Genomic DNA, 20,426 nt, shown 5'->3' with positions numbered 1-20,426 from the left:
CGGGCCGGCGGCCCGAGCCGGACACGCCTCCAGTACAATCCGGACTGGTTCCGCGTGGACGCCCGGCGCATGTCGCTCCCGTACCTCGTCGATTTCGATCCGGTCGCGCTCGACCTGGGCATGATCCAGGTCCACTGGTACGGCATCACCTACCTGCTGGCCTTTGCCTCGGCCTGGGCGCTGCTGCGCCATCGCGCCCGCCAGCCGCACTGGCCGATCGAGCCGGTCCAGGTCGGCGACTACCTGTTCTGGGGCATCGTCGGCGTGATCGCCGGCGGACGGCTCGGCTACGTGTTGTTCTACGGCCTCGACCGCTGGGCCGACGACCTGCTGTTCCCGTTCAAGCTGCAGGACGGCGGCATGTCGTTCCACGGCGGCCTGGTCGGCGTGCTGGTGGCCATGGCGCTGTACGCCCGCCACCTCGGGATCGGCTTCCTCAAGCTCGGCGACTTCACCGCCCAGGTCGTGCCGCTGGGGCTGGCCTTCGGCCGGATCGGCAACTTCATCGGCGGCGAACTGTGGGGCCGGGTCAGCGATGCGCCGTGGGCCATGGTGTTCCCGGCCGCGCTCGATCGGGCGTATTCCAGCCCGGCCGCGCTCGAGGCCGCATGGCGTGCCGGTGAGCTCAGCGACCAGGCCCGCCATCCCTCGCAGCTCTACCAGGCCGCGCTCGAGGGCCTGCTGCTGTTCGCCATCGTCTGGATCTTCGCCCGCAAGCCGCGCCCGACCGGCGCGGTCGGCGGGTTGTTCCTGGTCGGCTACGCGCTGTTCCGGATCTTCGCCGAGTGGTTCCGCGAGCCCGACGCACACCTGGGCTTCGTCGCGTTCCAGGCGCTGACCATGGGCATGCTGCTGTCGCTGCCGATGCTGGCCGCCGGCGTCGCACTGCTCGTGTACGCCTACAGGAAATCGGCATGAAGACCTACCACGACCTGCTCCGGCACGTCCGCGATCACGGCGTGCGCAAGTCCGACCGCACCGGCACCGGCACGCTCAGCGTGTTCGGCTACCAGATGCGCTTCGACCTCGACGACGGCTTTCCGCTGGTCACCACCAAGAAGCTGCACCTGCGCTCGATCATCCACGAACTGTTGTGGTTCATCCGAGGCGACACCAACGTCGGCTACCTCAACGAGCACGGCGTGACGATCTGGGACGAGTGGGCCGATGCGCAGGGCAGGCTGGGGCCGGTCTACGGCGAACAGTGGCGCTGCTGGCCGACGCCGGACGGCGCGTCGATCGACCAGCTGGCGCAGATCCTGGAGCGCATCCGCCGTTGCCCGGATTCACGCCGCCACGTGATCTCGGCCTGGAACCCGACCGTGCTGCCCGACGAGAACCTGGCCCCGCACGAGAACCCGGCCCGGGGTCGCATGGCGCTGGCGCCGTGCCACACGATGTTCCAGTTCTGGGTCGCCGACGGCCGGATCAGTCTGCAGCTCTACCAGCGTTCGGCCGACTGCTTCCTCGGCGTGCCGTTCAACATCGCCTCGTATGCCTTGCTGCTGATGATGGTCGGCCAGGTCACCGGCCTGAAGCCCTGGGAGTTCATCCATACCTTCGGCGACGCCCACCTGTACCTGAACCACCTCGACCAGGTCGAAGAACAGCTCGCGCGCGACCCGTATCCGCTGCCGGAAATGCGCCTGAATCCCGAGCGGACCCGGCTGGAGGACTTCGTGTTCGACGACTTCGAGCTGGTCGGCTACCGGGCCCATCCGTCGATCAAGGCGCCGATCGCGGTATGAGTGCAGCTGTCGTATGAGAGATTCCGACGACCGCCCTTCCATCGTCCTGGTCGCCGCGCTGGCGCGCAACCGGGTGATCGGCGCCGACGGCGCGATGCCGTGGCACCTGCCCGCCGACCTGGCGCACTTCAAGCGGGTCACGCTCGGCCACCCGGTGATCATGGGTCGGGCCACCTTCGAATCGATCGGCCGGCCGCTGCCGGGACGGCGTAACATCGTGCTGAGCCGTTCGGGCTTCGAGGCACCGCGCGGCGTGGAGTGCGTGGAGTCGCTGGATGACGCCCTGGACCGGCTCGAGCCGGACCGGTCGGCGATGGTGATCGGCGGCGGCCAGGTCTACGCCGAGGCGCTGCCGCGGGCCGCTCGCATGGAGCTGACGCTGGTCGATGCGCGACCCGACGGTGACACGCTGTTCCCGGACTGGCCGAAGTCCGACTGGCGGCTGCAGGCCAGCGAGGCCCGGCCGGCCGATCCAGACAATCCGCACCGGCTGGTGTTCGTCACGCTGGTCCGGCGCGAGGCCTCACAGGAGAGCGAGGATGATTGAACGAGGGTTCGCCTGGCCCGTTGCGCTGCTGGCGCTGCTGCTGACCGCCGGTTGTCAGGCCGATGGGCCGTGGGTCGAGGTGGCCGGCAAGCGCTACCAGGTCGAGATCGCCGACGACGACGCCAGCCGGGCGCGTGGCCTGATGTTCGTCGATTCGATGGCCGACGACGCCGGCATGCTGTTCCTGTGGCGAAACGCCGAGCCGCGCGCGTTCTGGATGCGCAATACCCGGATTCCGCTCGACATTCTCTACATCGGCGCCGACCGGACCATCGTCTCGTGGTCGCTGGACACGCCGCCGTGCCGCACCCGGCGCTGCCCGAGTTACCCCAGCGGCAAGCCGGCGAAATACGTGCTGGAAGTCAACGGCGGCCAGATGGAGACGCTGGGCGCGAAGATCGGCGACCCGGTGGTGTTCGGCAACGTGCCCGGCGAGGCCGACGGCTGATCGTTCAGTCGCGGTCGGCCGCCTCGTCGGTACCGCGTTCGGCCGAGCCATCCTTCCGCCCGCGGTCGCGGAAACTGCCGACGATCAGCGTTCCGATCAGCAGCAGGATCTCGTCGATGAACGGCAGGGGATCGGGCACCGCAAGGTTGATCAGGAACAGCACCGCGCCGATCAGCATCAGCGTCGGGAACCGTCGTCGGCGCAGGAAGCGGCGGATCGCGGGCAACAGCATGGCGTCTCCTTGGTGTCGGGAACGGCAGTTCCTCTCGAATACGCTACTAGAATAGGTCATCGATTCCATCGGAGAGTGCTCGATGTCCGGATTCCGTTTCGTGGCCGTGCTGGTCACGGTCCTCTGGCTGGCCGGCTGCGGCGGGCGCGACGATGGACGCATCGCGCTGGGTCCGGACGACCAGGCGGCTGCCGAGGACGAGCTGTACCCGGCATTCCGCGCCATCCAGGTCGATGTCGAGCCGCCCGGCGAGGCGCTGGACGCGCTGTTCCGGGCGGCCTTCGAGCCGCTCCAGGCAGGCCTGCCCGAAGGCGCTTCACCGGTGCTCTGGACCACCGGCGAAGCCGACGCCGATGCCGGCTGCCTGGCCGGTGGCCGGATCTTCGTGACTCAGGGCCTGCTGGCCTGGATCGAACACCCCGATGAACTGACCGGTGCACTGGCCGCGGCGCTCGGCCAGTGCCCGGCGGCACGCCGCGCCTGGGAAGCGCGCGACCGCGCCGAGCTGGCGCCGGTCGACGGTGAGCACGCGCTGCTGGCTCGCTACCGTGATTACCGGCTGCCCGAGAACGCCGCGCTGATGGCTCAGCTGATGCTGCGCGGCTGCGGCGGGCGCGACTGCTTCGCCGCGGCGACCGAGCGGCTGGAGGCGGCCGGGCGCAGCGCCGACGGCCTGGCCCGGCTCGGCCAGCGGCTTGCCGCTCAGCGCCCGGACGCGGCCTGGCTCGACCGCCTGGGCCGACGCGCGTTTCCGCCGGCCGCGGCCGCCGTCGGCAACGGCCTGGCCGGTGTACTCGACGACGTTCATGCCAAGCGCGAGGGGCTCGGGCAGCTGGCCGAGGTCAAGCGTGCGATGTACGCCGGCGAGCTGGGCGATGCCTATCGACGGGTCCTGCGGGCGCGGCGGGCGCTGGACAACGAGTTCGAAGCCGAGTTGGTGTTCGCCGAGCTGAGCCTGCTGAACTACCACCCCGATTCGGCCGAGCGCTCGATCGAGCGACTGCTCGCCACCGGGCGCGAGCTTCCGCAGGCCGATTTCCTGTGGGGCGTGCAGGCGGCACAGTCGCGCCGGGTCGAGCTGGGCCGACAGCGGCTCGAGGCCAGCCTGTCGACGTTGCCGCGGGTCTTCGCGCATTTCCAGCTGGCAATCCTGCTGCACCGGTCCTGGGAGACCGACGCGGCGCTGCCGCACTATCGGATCGTCGCCGCGGCCGAGCCGGGCCATCCCAGCTCGGCGCCGGCGGCGTCGTACATCGCACAGATCGAGGGTCAGGGCCAGTGACCGCGGTCACCCGCGTGCTGCAGGTCTCCGACTGCCACCTGGCCGCCGACCCCGACGCGCGCTACCGCGACCAGTCGGCCGACCGGAACCTGGCGGCGCTGACGCCGGCCGTGCGGGCCTTTGCGCCGGACTGGCTGGTGCTGAGCGGGGACCTGTCCGAGGACGCCAGTCCGGCCAGCTACGCTCGGCTCATCGACTGGGCTGTGCAGTTCGGCAGCCAGGTGGCGTGGTTGCCGGGCAACCACGACGATCGATCGGTCATGGAGCCCTTGTTCACGGCGGCCGGATTCGAGGCCGGTCCGCTGGTCGAGCCGGTCGGGCCGGGCGAGGGCTGGCAGCTGGTCCTGCTGGATTCGGCCCGGGTCGACGACCCGGCCGGCCGGCTGAGCCCGGATCGGCTTGCGCCGCTGTCGGGCGTCGATCCGGCCCGTCCGCTCGGGGTGTTCGTGCATCATCAGCCGCTGCCGGTCGGCGCGGCATGGATCGACAAGGTGCCGCTGCGCGAGCCGCAGGCCTTCTGGGCGGCCGTGGAGACGGCCGGCGGGGCGGACTTCGTCGCCTTCGGACACGTCCACCAGCGCTTCCGGGCCCGCTATCGCGGCACGCGCTGCCTGGCGGCCCCGTCGACGGCGGCCAACAGTTACCCGCGCACGTCACGGTTCACGCCGGGCGAGACGACGCCGATGGCGCGGGGCTATCTGCTGGCCGACGACGGCCGCTGGAAAAGCGGCCTGGTGGGCGGCTGATTCAGGGTGAATTGCCGACGGGATGACCGATCGGAGTGCCGATCAGGCGCCGGAAATCAGAACTCCACCATTTCGAAATCTTCCTTGCCCGCCGCGCAATCGGGGCAGACCCAGGACTCGGGCACGTCCTCCCAGCGGGTGCCGGGCGCCAGGCCGGAGTCGGGGTCGCCGAGTTCCTCGTCGTAGATCCAGCCGCAGATCACGCACATCCACTTCTTGTACGGTTCGGATTCGCTCACGGATTCTTTCCAGAGATCGAACAAGCCGGGCATTCTAGTGCACCCCGCCATTCATCGTGTGACGTATAGCGAGCCGGAGAGCATTCATCTGCGGCGTTCTGTCTCCTGGAAAGGACGCTGCCATTCCCTGCGAGACAGGCCTGGCAGCCAAACGCGCTCCGGCTCGCTATACGTCACACGATGAATGGCGGGGTACACCAGTGGATGCGGCGTCATGCTGCCGAGCACCATCCCGGCCCGGAACGCACGCCGGTGCAGTACCCTGTGCCCCGAACCGCTGTTCTCTCTTTCGCGTGCCGATCCTGCGGCGGCGATGAATCACAGGACGAACCCTCCATGAACCACGCCATCAGCCACGAACTCTTCCTCCGCGCCTGCGCCCGCATTCCCGGCGGCGTCAACTCGCCGGTCCGCGCCTTTGCCGGCGTCGGCGGCGACCCGGTATTCTTCGAGCGCGCCGAGGGCGCTTGTCTCTACGATGTCGACGGCACCCGCTACATCGACTACATCGGCTCCTGGGGGCCGATGATCTGCGGCCATGCCCACCCGGCGATCATCGAGGCGGTGCAGCGCGCCGCGGCGAAAGGCCTGAGTTTCGGCACGCCGAGCCCGGGCGAGGTGACGATGGCCGAACGGCTGTGCGAACTGGTGCCGTCGCTGGAGCGGGTCCGGATGACCAACTCCGGCACCGAGGCGGCGATGAGCGCGCTGCGCCTGGCCCGTGCCGCGACCGGGCGCAAGCGTTTCGTGAAGTTCGAGGGCAACTACCACGGCCACGCTGACAGCTTCCTCGTCAAGGCCGGCAGCGGCGCGCAGACGCTCGGCGTGCCCACTTCGCCCGGCGTGCCGCCTGAGCTCGCCGAACTGACCCTGAACGCGACCTACAACGACCTCGACTCGGTCCGCGCGCTGTTCGAGCGCTATCCCGACGAGATTGCCTGCGTGGCGGTCGAGCCGGTGGCCGGCAACATGAACTGCGTGCCGCCGGTCCCGGGATTTCTCGAAGGTCTGCGCGCGCTGTGCGACGAACACGGCGCCGTGTTGCTGTTCGACGAGGTCATGACCGGGTTCCGGGTGGCCCTGGGTGGCGCCCAGGAACTGTACGGCGTGACGCCGGACATCAGCTGTTTCGGCAAGGTGATCGGCGCCGGCATGCCGGTCGGTGCCTTCGGCGGCAAGGCCGAGGTCATGAAGTTGATCGCTCCCGAAGGCCCCGTCTACCAGGCCGGTACGCTGTCGGGCAACCCGGTCGCCATGGCCGCCGGCCTGGCCAACCTGGACCTGATTACCGAGCCGGGCTTCTACGATCGGTTGACGGCCAGCACGCTGCGCCTGGTCGACGGCATCCAGGCCGCCGCGAAGGAGGCCGGCGTGCCGATGGCCACGACCGCGGTCGGCGGCATGTTCGGGTTGTTCTTCACCGATCTGGAGCGTGTCGAGAACTTCGAACAGGCCGCGGCCTGCGATCTCGACGCGTTCAAGCGCTTCTTCCACGGCATGCTCGATGCCGGCGTCTACCTGGCCCCGTCGGCCTTCGAGGCCGGCTTCGTGTCCAGTGCCCACGGCGAGCGGGAGATCGACGACACCATCGCCGCGGCCCGCAGGGTCCTCGGCGCCGATTGACCGGTCGGCGTCCGGTTCAGTCCAGGAACAGGTCGGGCGCCAGCGGCTGTCCCGGTTCGACGGCGTAGCGCTCGAAGTCGGTCACGCCGGCCTCGCGCAGCACGTCCTCGTCGATCAGGAACTGGCCGGTGCGGTTCGACGGCGGGGCGCTCAGGATCGCGTGCGCTGCGTCGGCCATGATCTCCGGCGTGCGGCAGTTCTTCGGGTCGACCATGCCGCCGAGCATCTTCAGCGCCGCCGTCGCGATCACGGTCTTCGGCCACAGCGCGTTGACCGCGATGCCGCGGTCACGGAATTCCTCGGCGTGCCCGAGCACGCACAGGCTCATGCCGTACTTGGCCATGGTGTAGGCCACGTGCGGCGCGAACCACTTCGGGTCCATGTTCAGCGGCGGGGACAGATTTAGAATGTGCGGGTGGTCGCTCTTCTCGAGCCAGGGCAGGGCGGCCTGGGTGCAGACGAAGGTGCCGCGGACGTTGACGCCGAACATCAGGTCGAAGCGCTTCATCGGCACCTCCGGCGTCGGTGCGAGGTAGATCGCCGAGGCGTTGTTGACCACGATGTCGATGCCGCCGAAGGTCTCGGCCGTGGTCTTCATGGCATCGGCCACGGCCGCTTCGTCGCGGATGTCGAGTTTCAGTGCCAGCGCGCGGCCGCCGGCCTGCTCGATGGCCTCGGCTACGCTGTGGATGGTGCCGGGCAGCTTCGGGTGCTTGCGGTCGGTCTTGGCCGCGATCGCCACGTTGGCGCCGTCGGCGGCGGCGCGCAGCGCGATCGCCTCGCCGATGCCGCGCGAAGCGCCGGAGATGAACAGGGTCTTGCCGGACAGGGTGCTCATGACGCGTTTCCGTTCGAATCCGGGTTGGGTCGGTCAGTGTAGCCCGCCGCTGGAAAGGCCGGGTCGGCCGTGATGGACCGGCTCGGCCAGTTCATCGAGCCGCTGCTGGCCGATCCGGCGATGCTGCTCGCTGCCGGCTTCCTGATCGCCTTCCTCGAGGCGCTGGCGGTGGTCGGGTTGATCGTGCCCGGCATTCTCCTGCTGCTGCTGATCGGCGCCGGCATCGGCTGGGATCCGCCGCTGATGGCGGCCCTGAGCGCGGCCTTCGCGCTGGGCGCGATGCTCGGCGACGGGCTCAGCTACCTGCTCGGCCGTCGCTACCGCGACCGGCTGGCCGCGCTGCCGCCGGAGTCGCGCACCGGCCGCTGGCTGGGTCGGGGTCGTGCGTTCTTCCGTCGCCACGGCGGACGCAGCGTGTTCATCGCGCGCTTCGTCGGTCCGCTGCGCCCGATCGTGCCGGTGGTGGCCGGCTCGCTGGGCCTGCCGGCGCGCCACTTCCTGCCGCGGATGGTGATCGCCTGCCTGCTCTGGGCGCCGGCGATGGTCGTGCCCGGCGCGCTGTTCGGCGAGTCGCTGGAGCTGGCCGCCGAGTTCGGCGGGCGGCTGGTCGTGCTGCTGCTGGTGCTTCTGATCGGCGGCTGGCTCGCGATCAACGGTGTGCGGATCGGCTATGACCTGGCTTCGCGGCGGAGCACCTGGTGGCTGAAGCGGCTGGGCCAGTGGCTGCGCCGGCATCCGCGCCTGGGCCGCTTGGCCGGTCCGCTGCTGGTGCCCGGGCAGCGCGAGGTGATCCCGGTGCTCGGCCTGGCCGGCGTGCTGCTGCTTTCCTCGGCCGTGTTGCTGACCCTGCTGACGCTGGCGCTGCTGACGGCCTCGCCGATGCTGCCCGAGCGGGTGGCGGCGACCACCCTGTCCGGCAGCCTGCGCACGCCGCTGGCCGACCCGGTCTTCGTCGTCCTGGGCCTGGCCGGTTCACCGGTGGTGGTGCTGGTCGTCGGGCTGGGGCTGGCGGCATTCTTCGCCGCGGCCGGCCGCCGCCTGGCGTTGATCCACTGGGGCCTGGCCGTCGGCGTCGGCAGCCTGTTGGCCTATGGGCTGGCAGCGCTGCTGGGCGCACTTCCGATGTACGTGCCCGGTCCCGACCTGCCGTTCGCCGCCCTGGTCCTGCTGCACGGCTTCGCCGCGGTGATCGCGGCCAAGGACCTGCCGGCGACCCGGCGCAAGTGGCTGTACCTGGCGGTGACCGCGGCGCTGATGCTGTTCGGCTTCGCCCGGCTCTATCTCGGCCAGGCCCAGCTGTACTCGCTGGCCATCGCGCTGGCGCTGGCGGTCGGCTGGGTCACCCTGATCGGCATCGCCTACCGGGTTCGGGTGGGTCCGTCGCCCCGACGCTGGGCGCATCGGTTGATCGGCCTGTTCGTGATGTTCGGGCTGGGCGGCGCGGTGGCGGCCAACGCGCTGGGCTACGGAGCGCTGCTCGACACGCAGCAGCAGCCGTTGCCGAGCGTGGTCGTCGATGCCGAACGCTGGTGGACGACCGGGGCCCGGGCCTCCGGCGAGACGCTGTCGAGCCGCCGCACGGTGCTCGGCAGCGCCGCCGTGCAGCGCTTCGACGTCCAGCTGGCCGCCCGGGCCGAGACGTTCCGGCGCGCGCTCGACGCGGCCGGCTGGCAGCCGCTGCCGCCGCTGGACGCCAATGCCCTGCGCGCGGTGTTCCGCAGCCGGTTGGTGCCGGAGGCGCTGCCGCACCTGCCGCGCGACTACAACGGCCAGGCCCAGCAGATCGCACGGCGCCTGCCGCTCGGGGACGGCCGCTGGGTGGTGCTCCGGGCCTGGCGGTCGAGTTGGCGGCTGAGTCCCGACGAGCGGCCGGTCTGGCTGATCCAGATGCGCCTGGTCGAGCCGGTCACCGTAGCCGGCCTGTTCAACACCTGGCGGCGGCTGGACGACCCGGCCGATGAGGCGATGCAGCGGTTGCGCGCGGCCGGCGAGGCATGGCGCTGGCGATCGGGCGCGCCGGACGGACCGTGGCGCGCTGACGCACGCGGCTCCGACCTCAGCGGGTGATCAGGTCGCGCTGGGCGTAGGCGGCTTGCCAGTGGTCGCCGCGCTTGCGCACGACTTCGGTATCGAAGTAGTGGAGGAAGCGGCGCCGATCGTCCGGCGCGTCCTTCAGCGCGGTGCCCAGCACGAAGTGGATCAGGTTGGCCACCGTCATCCGACCTTCGCCGTAATAGTGCGCGTGCACGCTGAGTGCATGCGCGACGTTGACCGCCTCGGCGGTCGACATCGTGGCCGCTTCGAGCCGATCGGTGCTGCGGCCGTCCAGCGACTGACCGTTGCGCAGTTCGTGGAAGATCGTCACCAGCACCTCCATCACCTCCGGATCGATCTCGATCTCGATGCCGGAGCGGGCGTTGCGCTTGCCGACTTCCCGCACCACGATCTCGATCTCGGCGTCGAGCTGCCGGATCGGCTTGACCAGCTCGAAGTTCAGCCGTCGCTTCAGCGCCGCGCTCATCGCGTACAGCCCCGCATCGATGCTGTTCGACGTGGCAATGATGTTGAAGCCGTTGCGCGAGTGAACGGCCCCGTCCTCGCCGGCCAGTTCCGGAATGGTGATGACGCGGTCGGACAGAATGGTCAGCAGCGCGTCCTGCAGCGGCTGCGGGCAGCGCGCAAGCTCCTCGAAGCGCACGATCCTGCCTTCACGGATGCCGCGCAGGACCGGCCCCTCGACCAGCGCCTCGGGCACCGGTCCGCGTTCGCGCAGCATCGCCTCGTTCCAGGTGTAGAGCAGCTGGTCGATGCTCGACACCGCGCCGCCCTGGACGGTGATCGACGAATCGCCGGAGATGGCTGCGGCCAGCAGCTCGGAGAACCACGACTTGGCCGTGCCCGGCGGCCCGACCAGCAGGCAGCCGAGGTCGGTGCACAGCGAGATCACGACCCGGTTGACGATGGCCGGGTCGGTGACGAACTTGCGCTCGATGGCGAGCGCCGGGTCGCCGAGCACGAACTTCTCCACGGCGATCGGCGACAGCTGCCAGCCCGGCGGCTTCGGATGCGGATCCCAGTCGGCCAGCCGGCCCAGTTCGTCGGCATGCAGGATCTCGGCGGGGACGCGCTGCAGCCCCTTCGGTGGTTTGCGGGTAGTCATTCGGGTCGCAGTCCTCCGCGCTGTTCGGGCGCCATGCGTTCCTGCGGCAGCAGCCGCGGCAGTTCGCTGAGCGGGATCACCCCCTCGATGACGTGGTCGAGCGCGCTGTCGCGCATCGTGATCAGCCCCGAGTCCAGCGCACGCCAGCGCAGTTCGCCGATCGGGGGCTGTTTCGCGATGTGGTTGCGCACCGCATCGTTGACGTGGAGGTACTCGACGATCGCGATCCGGCCCCGGGTGCCGCGGCCGCCGCACTCGCTGCAGCCGCGGCCGATGTAGCTGCGGAACCCGGTCGGCGGGCCATCGGGGAACAGCTCGCGCAGGATCGCCGGGTCGGGTTCGACTTCCTCGCGGCACTTCGGGCAGATCCGTTTGGCCAGCCGCTGGGCGATCACCGCCAGCAGCTCACCGGCGATCGAGTTCGGGTGCACCCCCAGGTCGTACATGCGCTGCAGCGCATCGACCGCGTCGTTGCAGTGCAGGGTCGAGAGCACGATGTGGCCGGTCTGCGAGGCGCGGATGGCTTCCATTGCGGTTTCCATGTCGCGGATCTCGCCGACCAGGATCACGTCGGGGTCCTCGCGCACGAACGCGCGCATCGCGTCGGCGAAGTTGAAGCCGATCTCCGAGCGCACCCGGGTCTGCTGGATGTTGTCGATGGAATACTCGATCGGATCCTCGACGGTGATCACCTTGCGTCGCCCGTCATCGGCCAGCTGCTGCAGGCCCGCGTACAGCGTCGTGGACTTGCCCGAACCGGTCGGGCCGACCACCAGCACCAGTCCGGAGGGATTGTCGAGCAGCCGTTCGTAGGCGTCGGCGACCTGGCGCGACATGCCCAGTTCGCGCAGGCCCAGCGCCCGGCCGGTCTGCGACAGCAAGCGGATCACCGCGTGCTCGCCGTGCAGCGAGGGCTGGATCTGCACCCGCAGGTCGAACGCCGACTTGCCGACCCGCATCTGCGAGCGGCCGCCCTGCGGCAGCCGTCGTTCGGCGATGTTGATCTCGGCCTGGACCTTGATCACGTTGATCAGGCCGGCGTGGTCCTTCGGGCCGAGCTGGTAGTAGTCCAGGTCGTGCAGCTCACCGTCGATGCGCAGCCGGATCCGGATCCGGCGGCCGTAGCGCTCGATATGGATGTCGCTGGCTCCAGCGCTGACCGCGTCGAGCAGGATCGCCTCGTAGATCGAGACCAGATGGTGACTGAGCTCCCGTTCCGGATCGTTGGAGTCGAGCAGGTCCTTGATCCCGCCGTCTTCGGTGTCCCGGCCGCCCCACTGCAGCAGGTCGCTGCCGCGGCGGGTCAGGTCGATGTTCGACCACAGTCGGCGGAAGTCGGTCGGCGTGACCAGCACCTTGACCACGTCGTTGGCCGGTTGGATCGCGCGCAGGTCCTCGGTCTGCGCGTCCGGATCGTCGGTGGCCACCGTCAGTGCGTGGTCCTCGATGCGGATCGGGATCAGCCGCTGGTTCTCCAGAAACACCGACGAAAAGCTCTGGAACAGCCGGCTGTCGAGCCGGTTCAGCAGGTCGTCGGCGCGCGCGAACTCGATGCCGTGCTGGCGGGCCAGCGAGCGATACAGGCCGACGTCTTCGACCCGCAGGTTGCGCCGGATCACGTCGAGCACCGAGACCTGCCGACGCTGGGCTTCCTCGCGGGCCTTTTCCAGCGCGTCTTCGTCGATGTAGCCCAGATCGATCAGGATGTCGCCGGTCTTGCGTTCGAAGCTGATCGGGCCGAGCGAGCGTCGGATCACCTCGCCGTGATGCTTGCGGTACTGGACCAGTTCGGGCTCGTGCTGACCGACTCGCTCCAGTGCGATCAGGCTGCCGTTCAGGGTCAACTGTTCGATCAGCCGCGCGTTGCCGGCCAGGCTGCACATGGTCAGCACCAGGTCGAACGGGCCGGCGTCGGCCGCGCCGTCCTCGCCTTCGCCGACCCGCACCTCGACGTTGTCGATGCCGGCGGCTTCGAGACTGCGCCGTGCGATCCGGGCCACCGGCTCCTGGCGTTCGATCGCCACCACGTGCCGGGCCAGCCGCGACAGCACCCCGGCCAGGTAGCCCGAGCCGCAGCCGACCAGCATCACGTAGTAGCTCGATTTGACGCGCGGGATGCGTTCGAGGATCTGGCGGACGGTCTGCTCGCCGGGAATGCCGTGGCCGGAAAGCATGCCGCGCAGATCGTCGGAGGCCACGAACTGGCGGCGCGGCAGTCGCTGCAGCACGAGGTCGATGCGCGGATCGACGGTGAATTCGGACACTCGACGCCCCTTGTTCGTGGCGAGTTGCCAGCAGGTTTCGCGAGCCAGGCTCCGGCGCCCCCGCGCGGGCCGCGAAACGGTGAATGAGTGAAGTTTAATATACCGGCGCTGGGCACGTCGGGGTCGGGCTCAGGTGCTGTCGAAATCCTCCGGCTCGATTTCTTCTTCGGGCTCGTCGTCCGAATCCGGCGCCAGCAGCCAGCACAGCGCGCGCAAGCGCTCGATCGGGTCGGTCACGGCCAGCAGTTCCTGGGCCTGCGGCGGCTCCAGCGGCAGGATGCTGGCCAGCGCCATGCCGAGCTGGCTGGCGTTGTCGCCGTCGACGTCCGGCAGCTGGGCGTGGGCGACCTGCACGACGATCTCGCGGTAGAGCGAGTCCAGCGCGGCGTATTCCGGCCCGACCGAGCGCGCCGGCTCGGCGGCCAGCCACTCCACCTGGCCGATCAGCAGCCCGTTGTCGCGGGCCGAGGTGCCGTGGATGCGGAACCGCCGCCGGCCGCGCGCCTGGATGCCGAGCAGGCCGTCGTCCAGGGTCGAGAAGTCCTCGATCAGCGCCTCGGTCCCGATGCTGGCGTGGCGGGCCGGCCGGTCGTCGCCGGCCGGTTCGAGCAGGATCACGCCGAAGCCGCTGCCGGTGCGGCTGCACTCGCGGACCATTTCCAGGTAGCGCGCCTCGAAGATCCGAAGCGGCAGCGGTGCGCGCGGAAACAGCACCGTCTGCAGCGGGAACAACGGCAGTTCGTCCAGCCCCTCAGCCACGTCCGTCGCCGCCGTCGAGGAAGATCCGCTGGACGTTGCCGAAGCCGCGATTGCTCATGAACACCAGGTGGTCGCCCGGGCGGGCGTAGTCGCGCAGGTCGGCGACCAGGTTCGGGATCTGGCTGCGGAACCGGCCGTCGGCCTGCAGTTTGTCGAACACCTCGCCGGGGTCCCAGTCCAGGGTGTCGGACGAGTACATCGCGACGTAATCGGCGGCGGCCAGCGCCGGCGCCAGCTGGTCGAGGTGGTGACCCTCGCGCATGGTGTTGCTGGCCGGTTCCAGCGCCACCAGCAGGCGCGCCGAGCCGATCGAGCGGCGCAGCCCCTCCAGGGTCAGCCGGATCGCGGTGGGGTGGTGGGCGAAGTCGTCGTAGACGCGCACACCGCCGACTTCGCCGAGAAACTCCATCCGTCGCTTCACGCCCTGGAAGTCGGCCAGCGCCTCGACCGATGCGGCCGGGTCGACGCCGGCCGCCGCCGCAGCCGCCGTGGCAGCGATCGCGTTGAGCGCGTTGTGGCGACCGGTCTGCGTCCACTCGATCGCGCCGAACGATTCGCCGCCGTGGAACAGGGTCAGCCGGCGGCCGGCCGGGTCGTCCATCCGGACCTGCCACTGGGCATCGCATTCGCCGAAGAGGCCGAAGCCGGCGCGATCGCTCCAGCAGCCGCGCTCCAGGACCCGCTTGAGGTCCGGATCGTTCTGGTTGTGGATCACGCTGCCGTTGCCCGGCACGGTGCGCAGCAGGTGGTGGAACTGGGTCTCGATCGCGGCCAGGTCCGGATAGATGTCGGCGTGGTCGAACTCGAGGTTGTTCAGGATCGCCACCGACGGACGGTAGTGGACGAACTTGGCGCGCTTGTCGAAGAACGCGGTGTCGTACTCGTCGGCCTCGACCACGAACCACTCGCCGCCGGCGCGGGCCGAGATGCCGAAGTTGTTCGGGATGCCGCCGATCAGGAAACCCGGTTCGAGACCGGCCCGGTCGAGAATCCAGGCCAGCATGCTCGAGGTGGTGGTCTTGCCGTGGGTGCCGGCCACCGCCAGCACCCGGCGCCGGGCCAGGTAGTTGTCGCCCAGCCAGCGCGGCCCGGAGGTGTAGTCCATCCGCCGGTTCAGGACGTGCTCGATGGCCGGGTTGCCGCGGCTCAGCGCGTTGCCGATGATCACCCGATCGACATCGTCCGGCACGGCCTCGGCCGAGTAACCCTCGTGCAGCTCGATGCCCAGCGCCTCGAGCTGGGTGCTCATCGGCGGGTAGACGTTGGCGTCCTGGCCGGAGACTTCGTGACCGTCGTCGCGTGCCAGCGCCGCGATGCCGCCCATGAAGGTGCCGCAGATGCCGAGGATGTGAAGTTTCATGCGCCGAGTCCGATGGCTTGCAGGGTGACGATCTGGAGCAGGAAAACTAGCACAGCCACGGCCAGGCCGCCGGCGTACGGCAGCTCCAGCGAGTGCCGCCAGACGTGGCCGTCCACGGCCAGGCTCCAGCACAGGCCGGTCAGCGCCAGCAGCACCAGCGGCGCCGGGATCGGCGGGCCGGGCGCCAGCCACAGCGGCAGGTTCAGCAGGCCGATCAGCGCACCGGTGCCGAACAGCGCCTGGGCCGATTGCGCGAAACGCTGTGGCCGTCGGTTGACCAGCAGCACCAGGTGGATCAGCGCCAGCTGGATCGAGAAGGTCAGCAGCGCGTCGAAGAACGGCAGCGGCTCGGGCGCCAGCAGCAGCATCGGCGCGACCAGCAACCACCACATCAGCAGCGCGGCGATCAGCGGGGCCGAGCCGCCGGGCAGGTCCTGCGGGCCGGCGCGCAGCAGCGCGACCTGGACGATCCGTTCCAGCCAGGCCTTCATGATCGGACCGGTTGGGAAGGGCGAACCGGGCAAGCGGTCATCGATGGGGCTCTCGACAGGGCAGAATAGGGCAATGGACGATTCCGAAGTTCGCGGTGCCGGGGCCGACGACGGGCGAGCCTGCGACCGGCGGCTGGACGCGACCGGGCTGATCTGTCCGGAGCCGGTGCTGCGCGCCCGCGCGTGCCTGGCGCGGATGGCGGCCGGCGAGCGGCTGGAGATCCTGACCGATGACCCGATGGCCGAGCTCGATTTCCAGGTGTTCTGCGACCGCACCGGTCACGTGCTGGAAGCCAGCCGCCAGCGCGGCGAGGTCCGGGTCACCCGAATCCGCAGGCGTGCCGGGTCGGGTCCGGCACCGGACTGACGATTCAGCCGGCCTGCAGCGCATCCAGCAGGCGCTGCTGGACGTCGTCGATCGCGCCCATGCCGTCGATCTCGCGCAGCTGGCCGCGCGCGGCGTAGTGGCCGGCCACCGGCGCGGTCTGCTCGGCATAGACGCGCAGGCGATTGCGGATGACCTCTTCGGTGTCGTCGGAGCGGCCTTCCTCGATCGCACGCTTGCTGAGCCGGTCGACGATTTCCTGCTCGTTGACGGTCACCGAGATGGCGACGTCGACCGGTTGGCCGATCCGCTCGAGCACCGCGTCCAGCGCCTCGGCCTGGGCCAGGTTGCGCGGGTAGCCGTCGAGAATGAAGCCGTTGGCCACATCGGGCTGGCCGAGGCGTTCCTCGATCAGGCCCAGCATCAGGTCGTCGGGAACCAGGTTGCCGGCGTCCATGTAGCGCTGGGCCTGCTGGCCGAGTTCGGTCTGTTGATCGACCGCGTCGCGCAGCAGCGCGCCGGTGGAAATGTGGGCCAGGTCGAGCCGTTCGTGAAGGAGGGCCGCCTGGGTCCCCTTTCCGGAGCCCGGAGGGCCGAGAAGTACGATGCGCATCGGTCTGAGCTTACGGTGTGCGGGACAAGCGGTCAAAGGTAGCCCGCCCCCGTCGGCCTGTCAAATGCCCGAAGCCCTTCCGGCGCCGGCGATTCGCGCCGGTCGGTCCGGCCGCGCGCAGGAACGGGTCGGGGAACGGGGCGGGAAACGGGCCCCCGATTTCGATTATCCTTGCCGATCAAGCGATTCCAGCAGCGGCGGATCATGCCCCGGAACAACATCCTCTACGCGCAGTCGGGCGGCGTCACGCCGGTCATCAACGCCACCGCCGCGGCGGTGATCGAGACCGCGCGCGGCTTTCCGGACGATTTCGGCACCGTGTTCGGCGCCGCCGACGGCATCATCGGGGCGCTGGAGGAGCGGCTGATCGACACCGCCGCATTCTCCGCAGACGACCTCGTCGCCCTGGCCCACACCCCCGGCGGGGTGTTCGGCTCGTGCCGCTACAAGCTGAAATCGCTGGACGAAAGCCGGCGCGAGTACGAGCGGCTGATCGAGGTGTTCGATGCGCACGACATCGGCACCTTCCTCTACAACGGCGGCAATGACTCGGCCGACACCGCGCACAAGGTCGCGCGGATGGCCGAGCAGTTCGGGTATCCGCTGCGCGCGCTCGGCGTGCCCAAGACCATCGACAACGACCTGGCGGTGACCGACAACTGCCCCGGCTTCGGCTCGGTGGCCAAGTACGTGTCGGTGTCCATCCTCGAGGCCAGCCTCGACGTGATGTCGATGGCCTCCAGCTCCACGAAGGTCTTCATTCTCGAGGTCATGGGCCGGCACGCCGGCTGGATCGCCGCCGCGGCCGGGCTGGCCCAGCGCGGCGACGGCGACCCGCCGCAGATCATCCTGTTTCCGGAAGTGCCGTTCGATCGCGAGACCTTCTGCGCGGCGGTCGAACGGTCCGTGCGCGAGCACGGGTACTGCTCGGTGGTCGTCTCGGAAGGCGCGCGCGACGCGGCGGGCACCTTCCTGGCCGATGCCGGCAGCACCGACGCCTTCGGCCACAAGCAGCTCGGCGGCGTCGCCCCGGTGGTGGCCGACATCGTCGAGTCCGACCTCGGCCACAAGGTCCACTGGGCGGTCAGCGACTACCTGCAGCGCTCGGCCCGGCACATCGCCTCGGCCACCGACGTGGCCCAGGCTCGCGCCGTCGGCCGGGCCGCGGTGGAGTTCGCCCGCGCCGGTCAGAGCGGCGTGATGCCGGTGATCCGTCGCATCGCCGACGACCCGTATGACTGGGACATCGTCAGTGCGCCGCTGGCCGACATCGCCAATCACGAAAAGACCCTGCCGTCGGACTACATTGCCGACGACGGCTTCGGCATTACCGACAAGGCGCGGCGCTACCTCGAGCCGCTGATCCGCGGCGAGGACTATCCGCCCTACGACGGGCACGGCCGGCCCGACTACTTCCGGCCTGCGCTGGAAACGGTGCCCGGAAAGCTGGCCGGGTTCCGCCCGGCATGAGTTCGAACAAGGGGGCCGTGCCGGGCCCCGTCAACGCCAACGAAACCCACACCCTCTGGAAGATCGAATGACGACGAGCCTCACCGCCCTGGCCGAATGGGTCGATTCAGTAGCCGCACTCACCCGCCCGGAACGGATCCACTGGTGCACCGGCAGCGCCGAGGAGAATGCCGGGATGATCAACGGCATGCTCGACACCGGCGACCTGATCGAGTTGAACCAGGCCACGCACCCCGAGTGCTACCTGCACCGTTCCGATCCGCACGACGTCGCGCGCGTCGAACACCTGACCTTCGTGTGCACCACGCGCGAAGAGGACGCCGGACCGAACAACCACTGGATGAGTCCCGACGACGCCCATCGGAAGATGGACGCGCTGTTCCGTGGCTGCATGGAAGGCCGGACCCTGTACGTCATCCCGTACTGCATGGGCCCGATCGACTCGCCGTTCGCCCGGCTGGGCGTCGAGATCACCGACAGCGCCTACGTCGTGGCCAACATGCGCAAGATGACCCGGATGGGCGCCGACGCACTGGCCCGCATCGAGCAGGAAGGCAGCTTCGTTCGCGGTCTGCACTCCACCGGCGAGCTCGATCCGGATCGCCGCTTCATCATGCACTTCCCGGAAGAGCTCCAGATCCAGAGCTACGGTTCCGGCTACGGCGGCAACGCGCTGCTCGGCAAGAAGTGCCACGCCCTGCGCATCGCCAGCCACCAGGCCCGCAACGAGGGCTGGCTGGCCGAGCACATGCTGATCGTCGGCATCGAGAACCCGCAAGGCGAGACCCGCTACGTGGCCGCCGCCTTCCCGTCGGCCTGCGGCAAGACCAACCTGGCCATGCTGATCCCGCCCGAGCCGTATCGCTCGGCCGGCTGGAAGGTCCACACCGTCGGCGACGACATCTGCTGGCTGCACCCGGGCGAAGACGGCCGCCTGTACGCCATCAATCCCGAGGCCGGCTACTTCGGCGTCGCGCCGGGTACGTCGACCAGGACCAACCCGAACGCACTGGCGATGCTCGATCACGATGCGATCTTCACCAACGTGGCCGTGACCGACACCAACGAGCCGTGGTGGGAAGACCTTGACGACCGGATTCCCGCGCTGGACTGGAAGGGCAACAAGTTCGACCCGACCACGGGCGCCAGAGCCGCGCACCCGAACTCGCGCTTCACCGTGTCGATGACCCAGTGTCCGAGCTACACCGACGAGGCCGAGAACCCGAAGGGCGTGCCGATCGACGCGATCATCTTCGGCGGCCGCCGCGCCACCCTGGCGCCGCTGGTCATGGAGGCCCGCGACTGGACCCACGGCACCTTCCTCGGCGCGGCCATGGCCTCGGAAACCACCGCTGCGGCCACCGGCAAGGTCGGCGTCGTGCGCCGCGACCCGATGGCCATGAAACCGTTCTGCGGCTACAACTTCGGCGACTACTGGGCCCACTGGCTGAACGTCGGCGAAAAGCTCGAGCATCCACCGAAGATCTTCCAGGTCAACTGGTTCCGCCGCGACCAGGACGGCAAGTTCATCTGGCCGGGCTTCGGCGAGAACCTGCGCGTGCTGGAGTGGATCCTGAAGCGCTGCGCCGGCGATGCCGAGGCCGTCGACACCCCGGTCGGCCGCCTGCCGCAGCCCGACGCCATTTCCACCGACGGCCTGAACGCCACACCGGACATGGACACGCTGCTGGAAGTCGACCTGCCGGGCTGGAAGCACGAGCTCGAGGACGTCGAGAAGCACCTGGCGAAGTACTCGCCCCGCACCCCGAAGGCGCTGGTCGACGAACTGCACCGCATGCGCCACGAGATCGGCTGATCCGTGGCCGCGGGTGGACGCACGTGGGAAAGGCAACGGCTTTTACCGCAGATGGACGCGGATGAAGGCCTGAAAGAACAGCGCTGAAGCGCGGCTTCGTCGGACTCCGGGAAACGGCTCGCTCTTGCGGGCCGTTTCTTGTAAAGGCTGTTTGTCCACAGATGAACACGGATGAACACAGATGGGAAAAGCAGAAGCGAACCACGTTCACTGTCGATGAGATAAACGGCGGCGGACGACGTTTGCGGTCCACTGAATCAGTCGGTCATTCACCAATCGTCTTCCTGATTACGCACGTTTCTCAGCCACGATTGCACCTCGTCCCGCCAAGGGTGCGATGGAGCGGGCGAAGGCCTGAGCCGCCCCTTTCCGCGATCTGACCTTGCTCTTCGCGCGCAAGCGCCCTCCAACAGGTGGTGGCTTTGATGAGCACCCGGAACAACGCCCCGACTGTTGGAGGCCGCT

20 protein-coding genes are annotated in these 20,426 nt (G+C 69.3%); 11 read left to right on the top strand and 9 right to left on the bottom strand.

From position 1 onward, the window contains the following. Window positions 1-69 precede the first annotated feature (69 nt). Genes lgt through HFP89_RS15120 form a run of 4 tightly spaced genes read left to right on the top strand, consistent with a single transcriptional unit; the run spans window position 70 to window position 2,743 of the window. On the top strand, window positions 70-918 hold the full coding sequence (gene lgt, locus HFP89_RS15135; RefSeq protein ID WP_168718516.1) for a prolipoprotein diacylglyceryl transferase: 849 nt from the start codon (window positions 70-72) through the stop codon (window positions 916-918). After that, on the top strand, window positions 915-1,748 hold the full coding sequence (locus HFP89_RS15130; protein ID WP_168718515.1) for a thymidylate synthase: 834 nt from the start codon (window positions 915-917) through the stop codon (window positions 1,746-1,748). Before lgt ends, HFP89_RS15130 begins: the two co-directional genes overlap by 4 nt. A 13-nt stretch (window positions 1,749-1,761) precedes the next feature. Next, a complete protein-coding gene (gene folA / locus HFP89_RS15125) occupies window positions 1,762-2,295 on the top strand; it encodes a type 3 dihydrofolate reductase (protein ID WP_168718514.1) in 534 nt (177 codons plus the stop codon). Next, the gene (locus HFP89_RS15120; RefSeq protein WP_168718513.1) at window positions 2,288-2,743 is read left to right on the top strand and encodes a DUF192 domain-containing protein; all 456 of its coding nucleotides are present in this window, start codon (window positions 2,288-2,290) and stop codon (window positions 2,741-2,743) included. Before folA ends, HFP89_RS15120 begins: the two co-directional genes overlap by 8 nt. A gap of 4 nt (window positions 2,744-2,747) precedes the next feature. Here the strand turns inward: HFP89_RS15120 and HFP89_RS15115 are convergent, their stop codons facing one another. Then, window positions 2,748-2,975: a DUF6116 family protein gene (locus HFP89_RS15115; protein WP_168718512.1), complete on the bottom strand. Its 228-nt coding sequence runs from the start codon at window positions 2,973-2,975 to the stop codon at window positions 2,748-2,750. Between the two features lie 82 nt (window positions 2,976-3,057). On the opposite strand from HFP89_RS15115, the gene HFP89_RS15110 reads away from it, so the two are divergent. Next, window positions 3,058-4,257, top strand: a complete 1,200-nt coding sequence (locus HFP89_RS15110) for a hypothetical protein (protein WP_168718511.1) — start codon at window positions 3,058-3,060, stop codon at window positions 4,255-4,257. After that, window positions 4,254-5,003 (top strand): metallophosphoesterase, encoded by a 750-nt coding sequence (locus HFP89_RS15105; protein WP_168718510.1) that lies wholly within the window; start codon window positions 4,254-4,256, stop codon window positions 5,001-5,003. Before HFP89_RS15110 ends, HFP89_RS15105 begins: the two co-directional genes overlap by 4 nt. A 56-nt stretch (window positions 5,004-5,059) precedes the next feature. Here the strand turns inward: HFP89_RS15105 and HFP89_RS15100 are convergent, their stop codons facing one another. Continuing rightward, window positions 5,060-5,212 carry a rubredoxin gene (locus HFP89_RS15100; protein WP_240956459.1) on the bottom strand — a complete coding sequence of 51 codons (153 nt, stop codon included), beginning with the start codon at window positions 5,210-5,212 and terminating at the stop codon, window positions 5,060-5,062. Window positions 5,213-5,578: 366 nt separating this feature from the next. On the opposite strand from HFP89_RS15100, the gene hemL reads away from it, so the two are divergent. Next, complete coding sequence (gene hemL / locus HFP89_RS15095) at window positions 5,579-6,865, top strand: glutamate-1-semialdehyde 2,1-aminomutase (protein WP_168718508.1); 1,287 nt, start codon at window positions 5,579-5,581, stop codon at window positions 6,863-6,865. A gap of 16 nt (window positions 6,866-6,881) precedes the next feature. On the opposite strand, the gene HFP89_RS15090 is transcribed toward hemL, so the two are convergent. Then, window positions 6,882-7,703 carry an NAD(P)-dependent oxidoreductase gene (locus HFP89_RS15090; protein WP_168718507.1) on the bottom strand — a complete coding sequence of 274 codons (822 nt, stop codon included), beginning with the start codon at window positions 7,701-7,703 and terminating at the stop codon, window positions 6,882-6,884. Between the two features lie 69 nt (window positions 7,704-7,772). On the opposite strand from HFP89_RS15090, the gene HFP89_RS15085 reads away from it, so the two are divergent. After that, window positions 7,773-9,770 (top strand): VTT domain-containing protein, encoded by a 1,998-nt coding sequence (locus HFP89_RS15085; protein WP_168718506.1) that lies wholly within the window; start codon window positions 7,773-7,775, stop codon window positions 9,768-9,770. Here HFP89_RS15085 and HFP89_RS15080 read toward each other — a convergent pair. The 5 genes from HFP89_RS15080 to HFP89_RS15060 form a co-directional block, all read right to left on the bottom strand. Further along, window positions 9,760-10,863, bottom strand: coding sequence for an AAA family ATPase (locus tag HFP89_RS15080; RefSeq protein WP_168718505.1), 1,104 nt, complete (start codon window positions 10,861-10,863; stop codon window positions 9,760-9,762). The genes HFP89_RS15085 and HFP89_RS15080 overlap by 11 nt on opposite strands. After that, window positions 10,860-13,127 carry an ATPase, T2SS/T4P/T4SS family gene (locus tag HFP89_RS15075; protein WP_206212406.1) on the bottom strand — a complete coding sequence of 756 codons (2,268 nt, stop codon included), beginning with the start codon at window positions 13,125-13,127 and terminating at the stop codon, window positions 10,860-10,862. The genes HFP89_RS15080 and HFP89_RS15075 overlap by 4 nt, the downstream gene beginning before the upstream one ends. Window positions 13,128-13,256: 129 nt before the next feature. Further along, window positions 13,257-13,886 (bottom strand): LON peptidase substrate-binding domain-containing protein, encoded by a 630-nt coding sequence (locus HFP89_RS15070; protein ID WP_168718504.1) that lies wholly within the window; start codon window positions 13,884-13,886, stop codon window positions 13,257-13,259. Then, complete coding sequence (gene mpl / locus HFP89_RS15065; RefSeq protein WP_168718503.1) at window positions 13,879-15,246, bottom strand: UDP-N-acetylmuramate:L-alanyl-gamma-D-glutamyl-meso-diaminopimelate ligase; 1,368 nt, start codon at window positions 15,244-15,246, stop codon at window positions 13,879-13,881. Before mpl ends, HFP89_RS15070 begins: the two co-directional genes overlap by 8 nt. Further along, window positions 15,243-15,737 (bottom strand): hypothetical protein, encoded by a 495-nt coding sequence (locus tag HFP89_RS15060; protein ID WP_168718502.1) that lies wholly within the window; start codon window positions 15,735-15,737, stop codon window positions 15,243-15,245. Before HFP89_RS15060 ends, mpl begins: the two co-directional genes overlap by 4 nt. 73 nt (window positions 15,738-15,810) lie before the next feature. On the opposite strand from HFP89_RS15060, the gene HFP89_RS15055 reads away from it, so the two are divergent. Next, entirely contained in the window at window positions 15,811-16,104 is a 294-nt protein-coding gene (locus HFP89_RS15055) for a sulfurtransferase TusA family protein (RefSeq protein WP_168718501.1), read from the top strand. Window positions 16,105-16,108: 4 nt separating this feature from the next. Here HFP89_RS15055 and HFP89_RS15050 read toward each other — a convergent pair whose 3' ends face one another. Further along, complete coding sequence (locus HFP89_RS15050; protein WP_168718500.1) at window positions 16,109-16,675, bottom strand: adenylate kinase; 567 nt, start codon at window positions 16,673-16,675, stop codon at window positions 16,109-16,111. Window positions 16,676-16,879: 204 nt separating this feature from the next. Here HFP89_RS15050 and HFP89_RS15045 point away from each other — a divergent pair, with 204 nt between their 5' ends. Together HFP89_RS15045 and HFP89_RS15040 are read left to right on the top strand one after the other, a co-directional pair. Next, window positions 16,880-18,145, top strand: coding sequence for a 6-phosphofructokinase (locus tag HFP89_RS15045; protein WP_168718499.1), 1,266 nt, complete (start codon window positions 16,880-16,882; stop codon window positions 18,143-18,145). Beyond that, entirely contained in the window at window positions 18,054-19,961 is a 1,908-nt protein-coding gene (locus HFP89_RS15040; RefSeq protein WP_346775268.1) for a phosphoenolpyruvate carboxykinase (GTP), read from the top strand. Before HFP89_RS15045 ends, HFP89_RS15040 begins: the two co-directional genes overlap by 92 nt. The last annotated feature ends 465 nt before the right edge of the window (window positions 19,962-20,426 follow it).

Origin of the sequence: Wenzhouxiangella sp. XN79A (assembly GCF_012272825.1) — a bacterium.
Classification (GTDB): Bacteria; Pseudomonadota; Gammaproteobacteria; order Xanthomonadales; family Wenzhouxiangellaceae.
The sequence above is the reverse complement of the archived record's forward strand: the minus strand, read 5'-3'. Positions and strand labels throughout refer to the sequence as shown.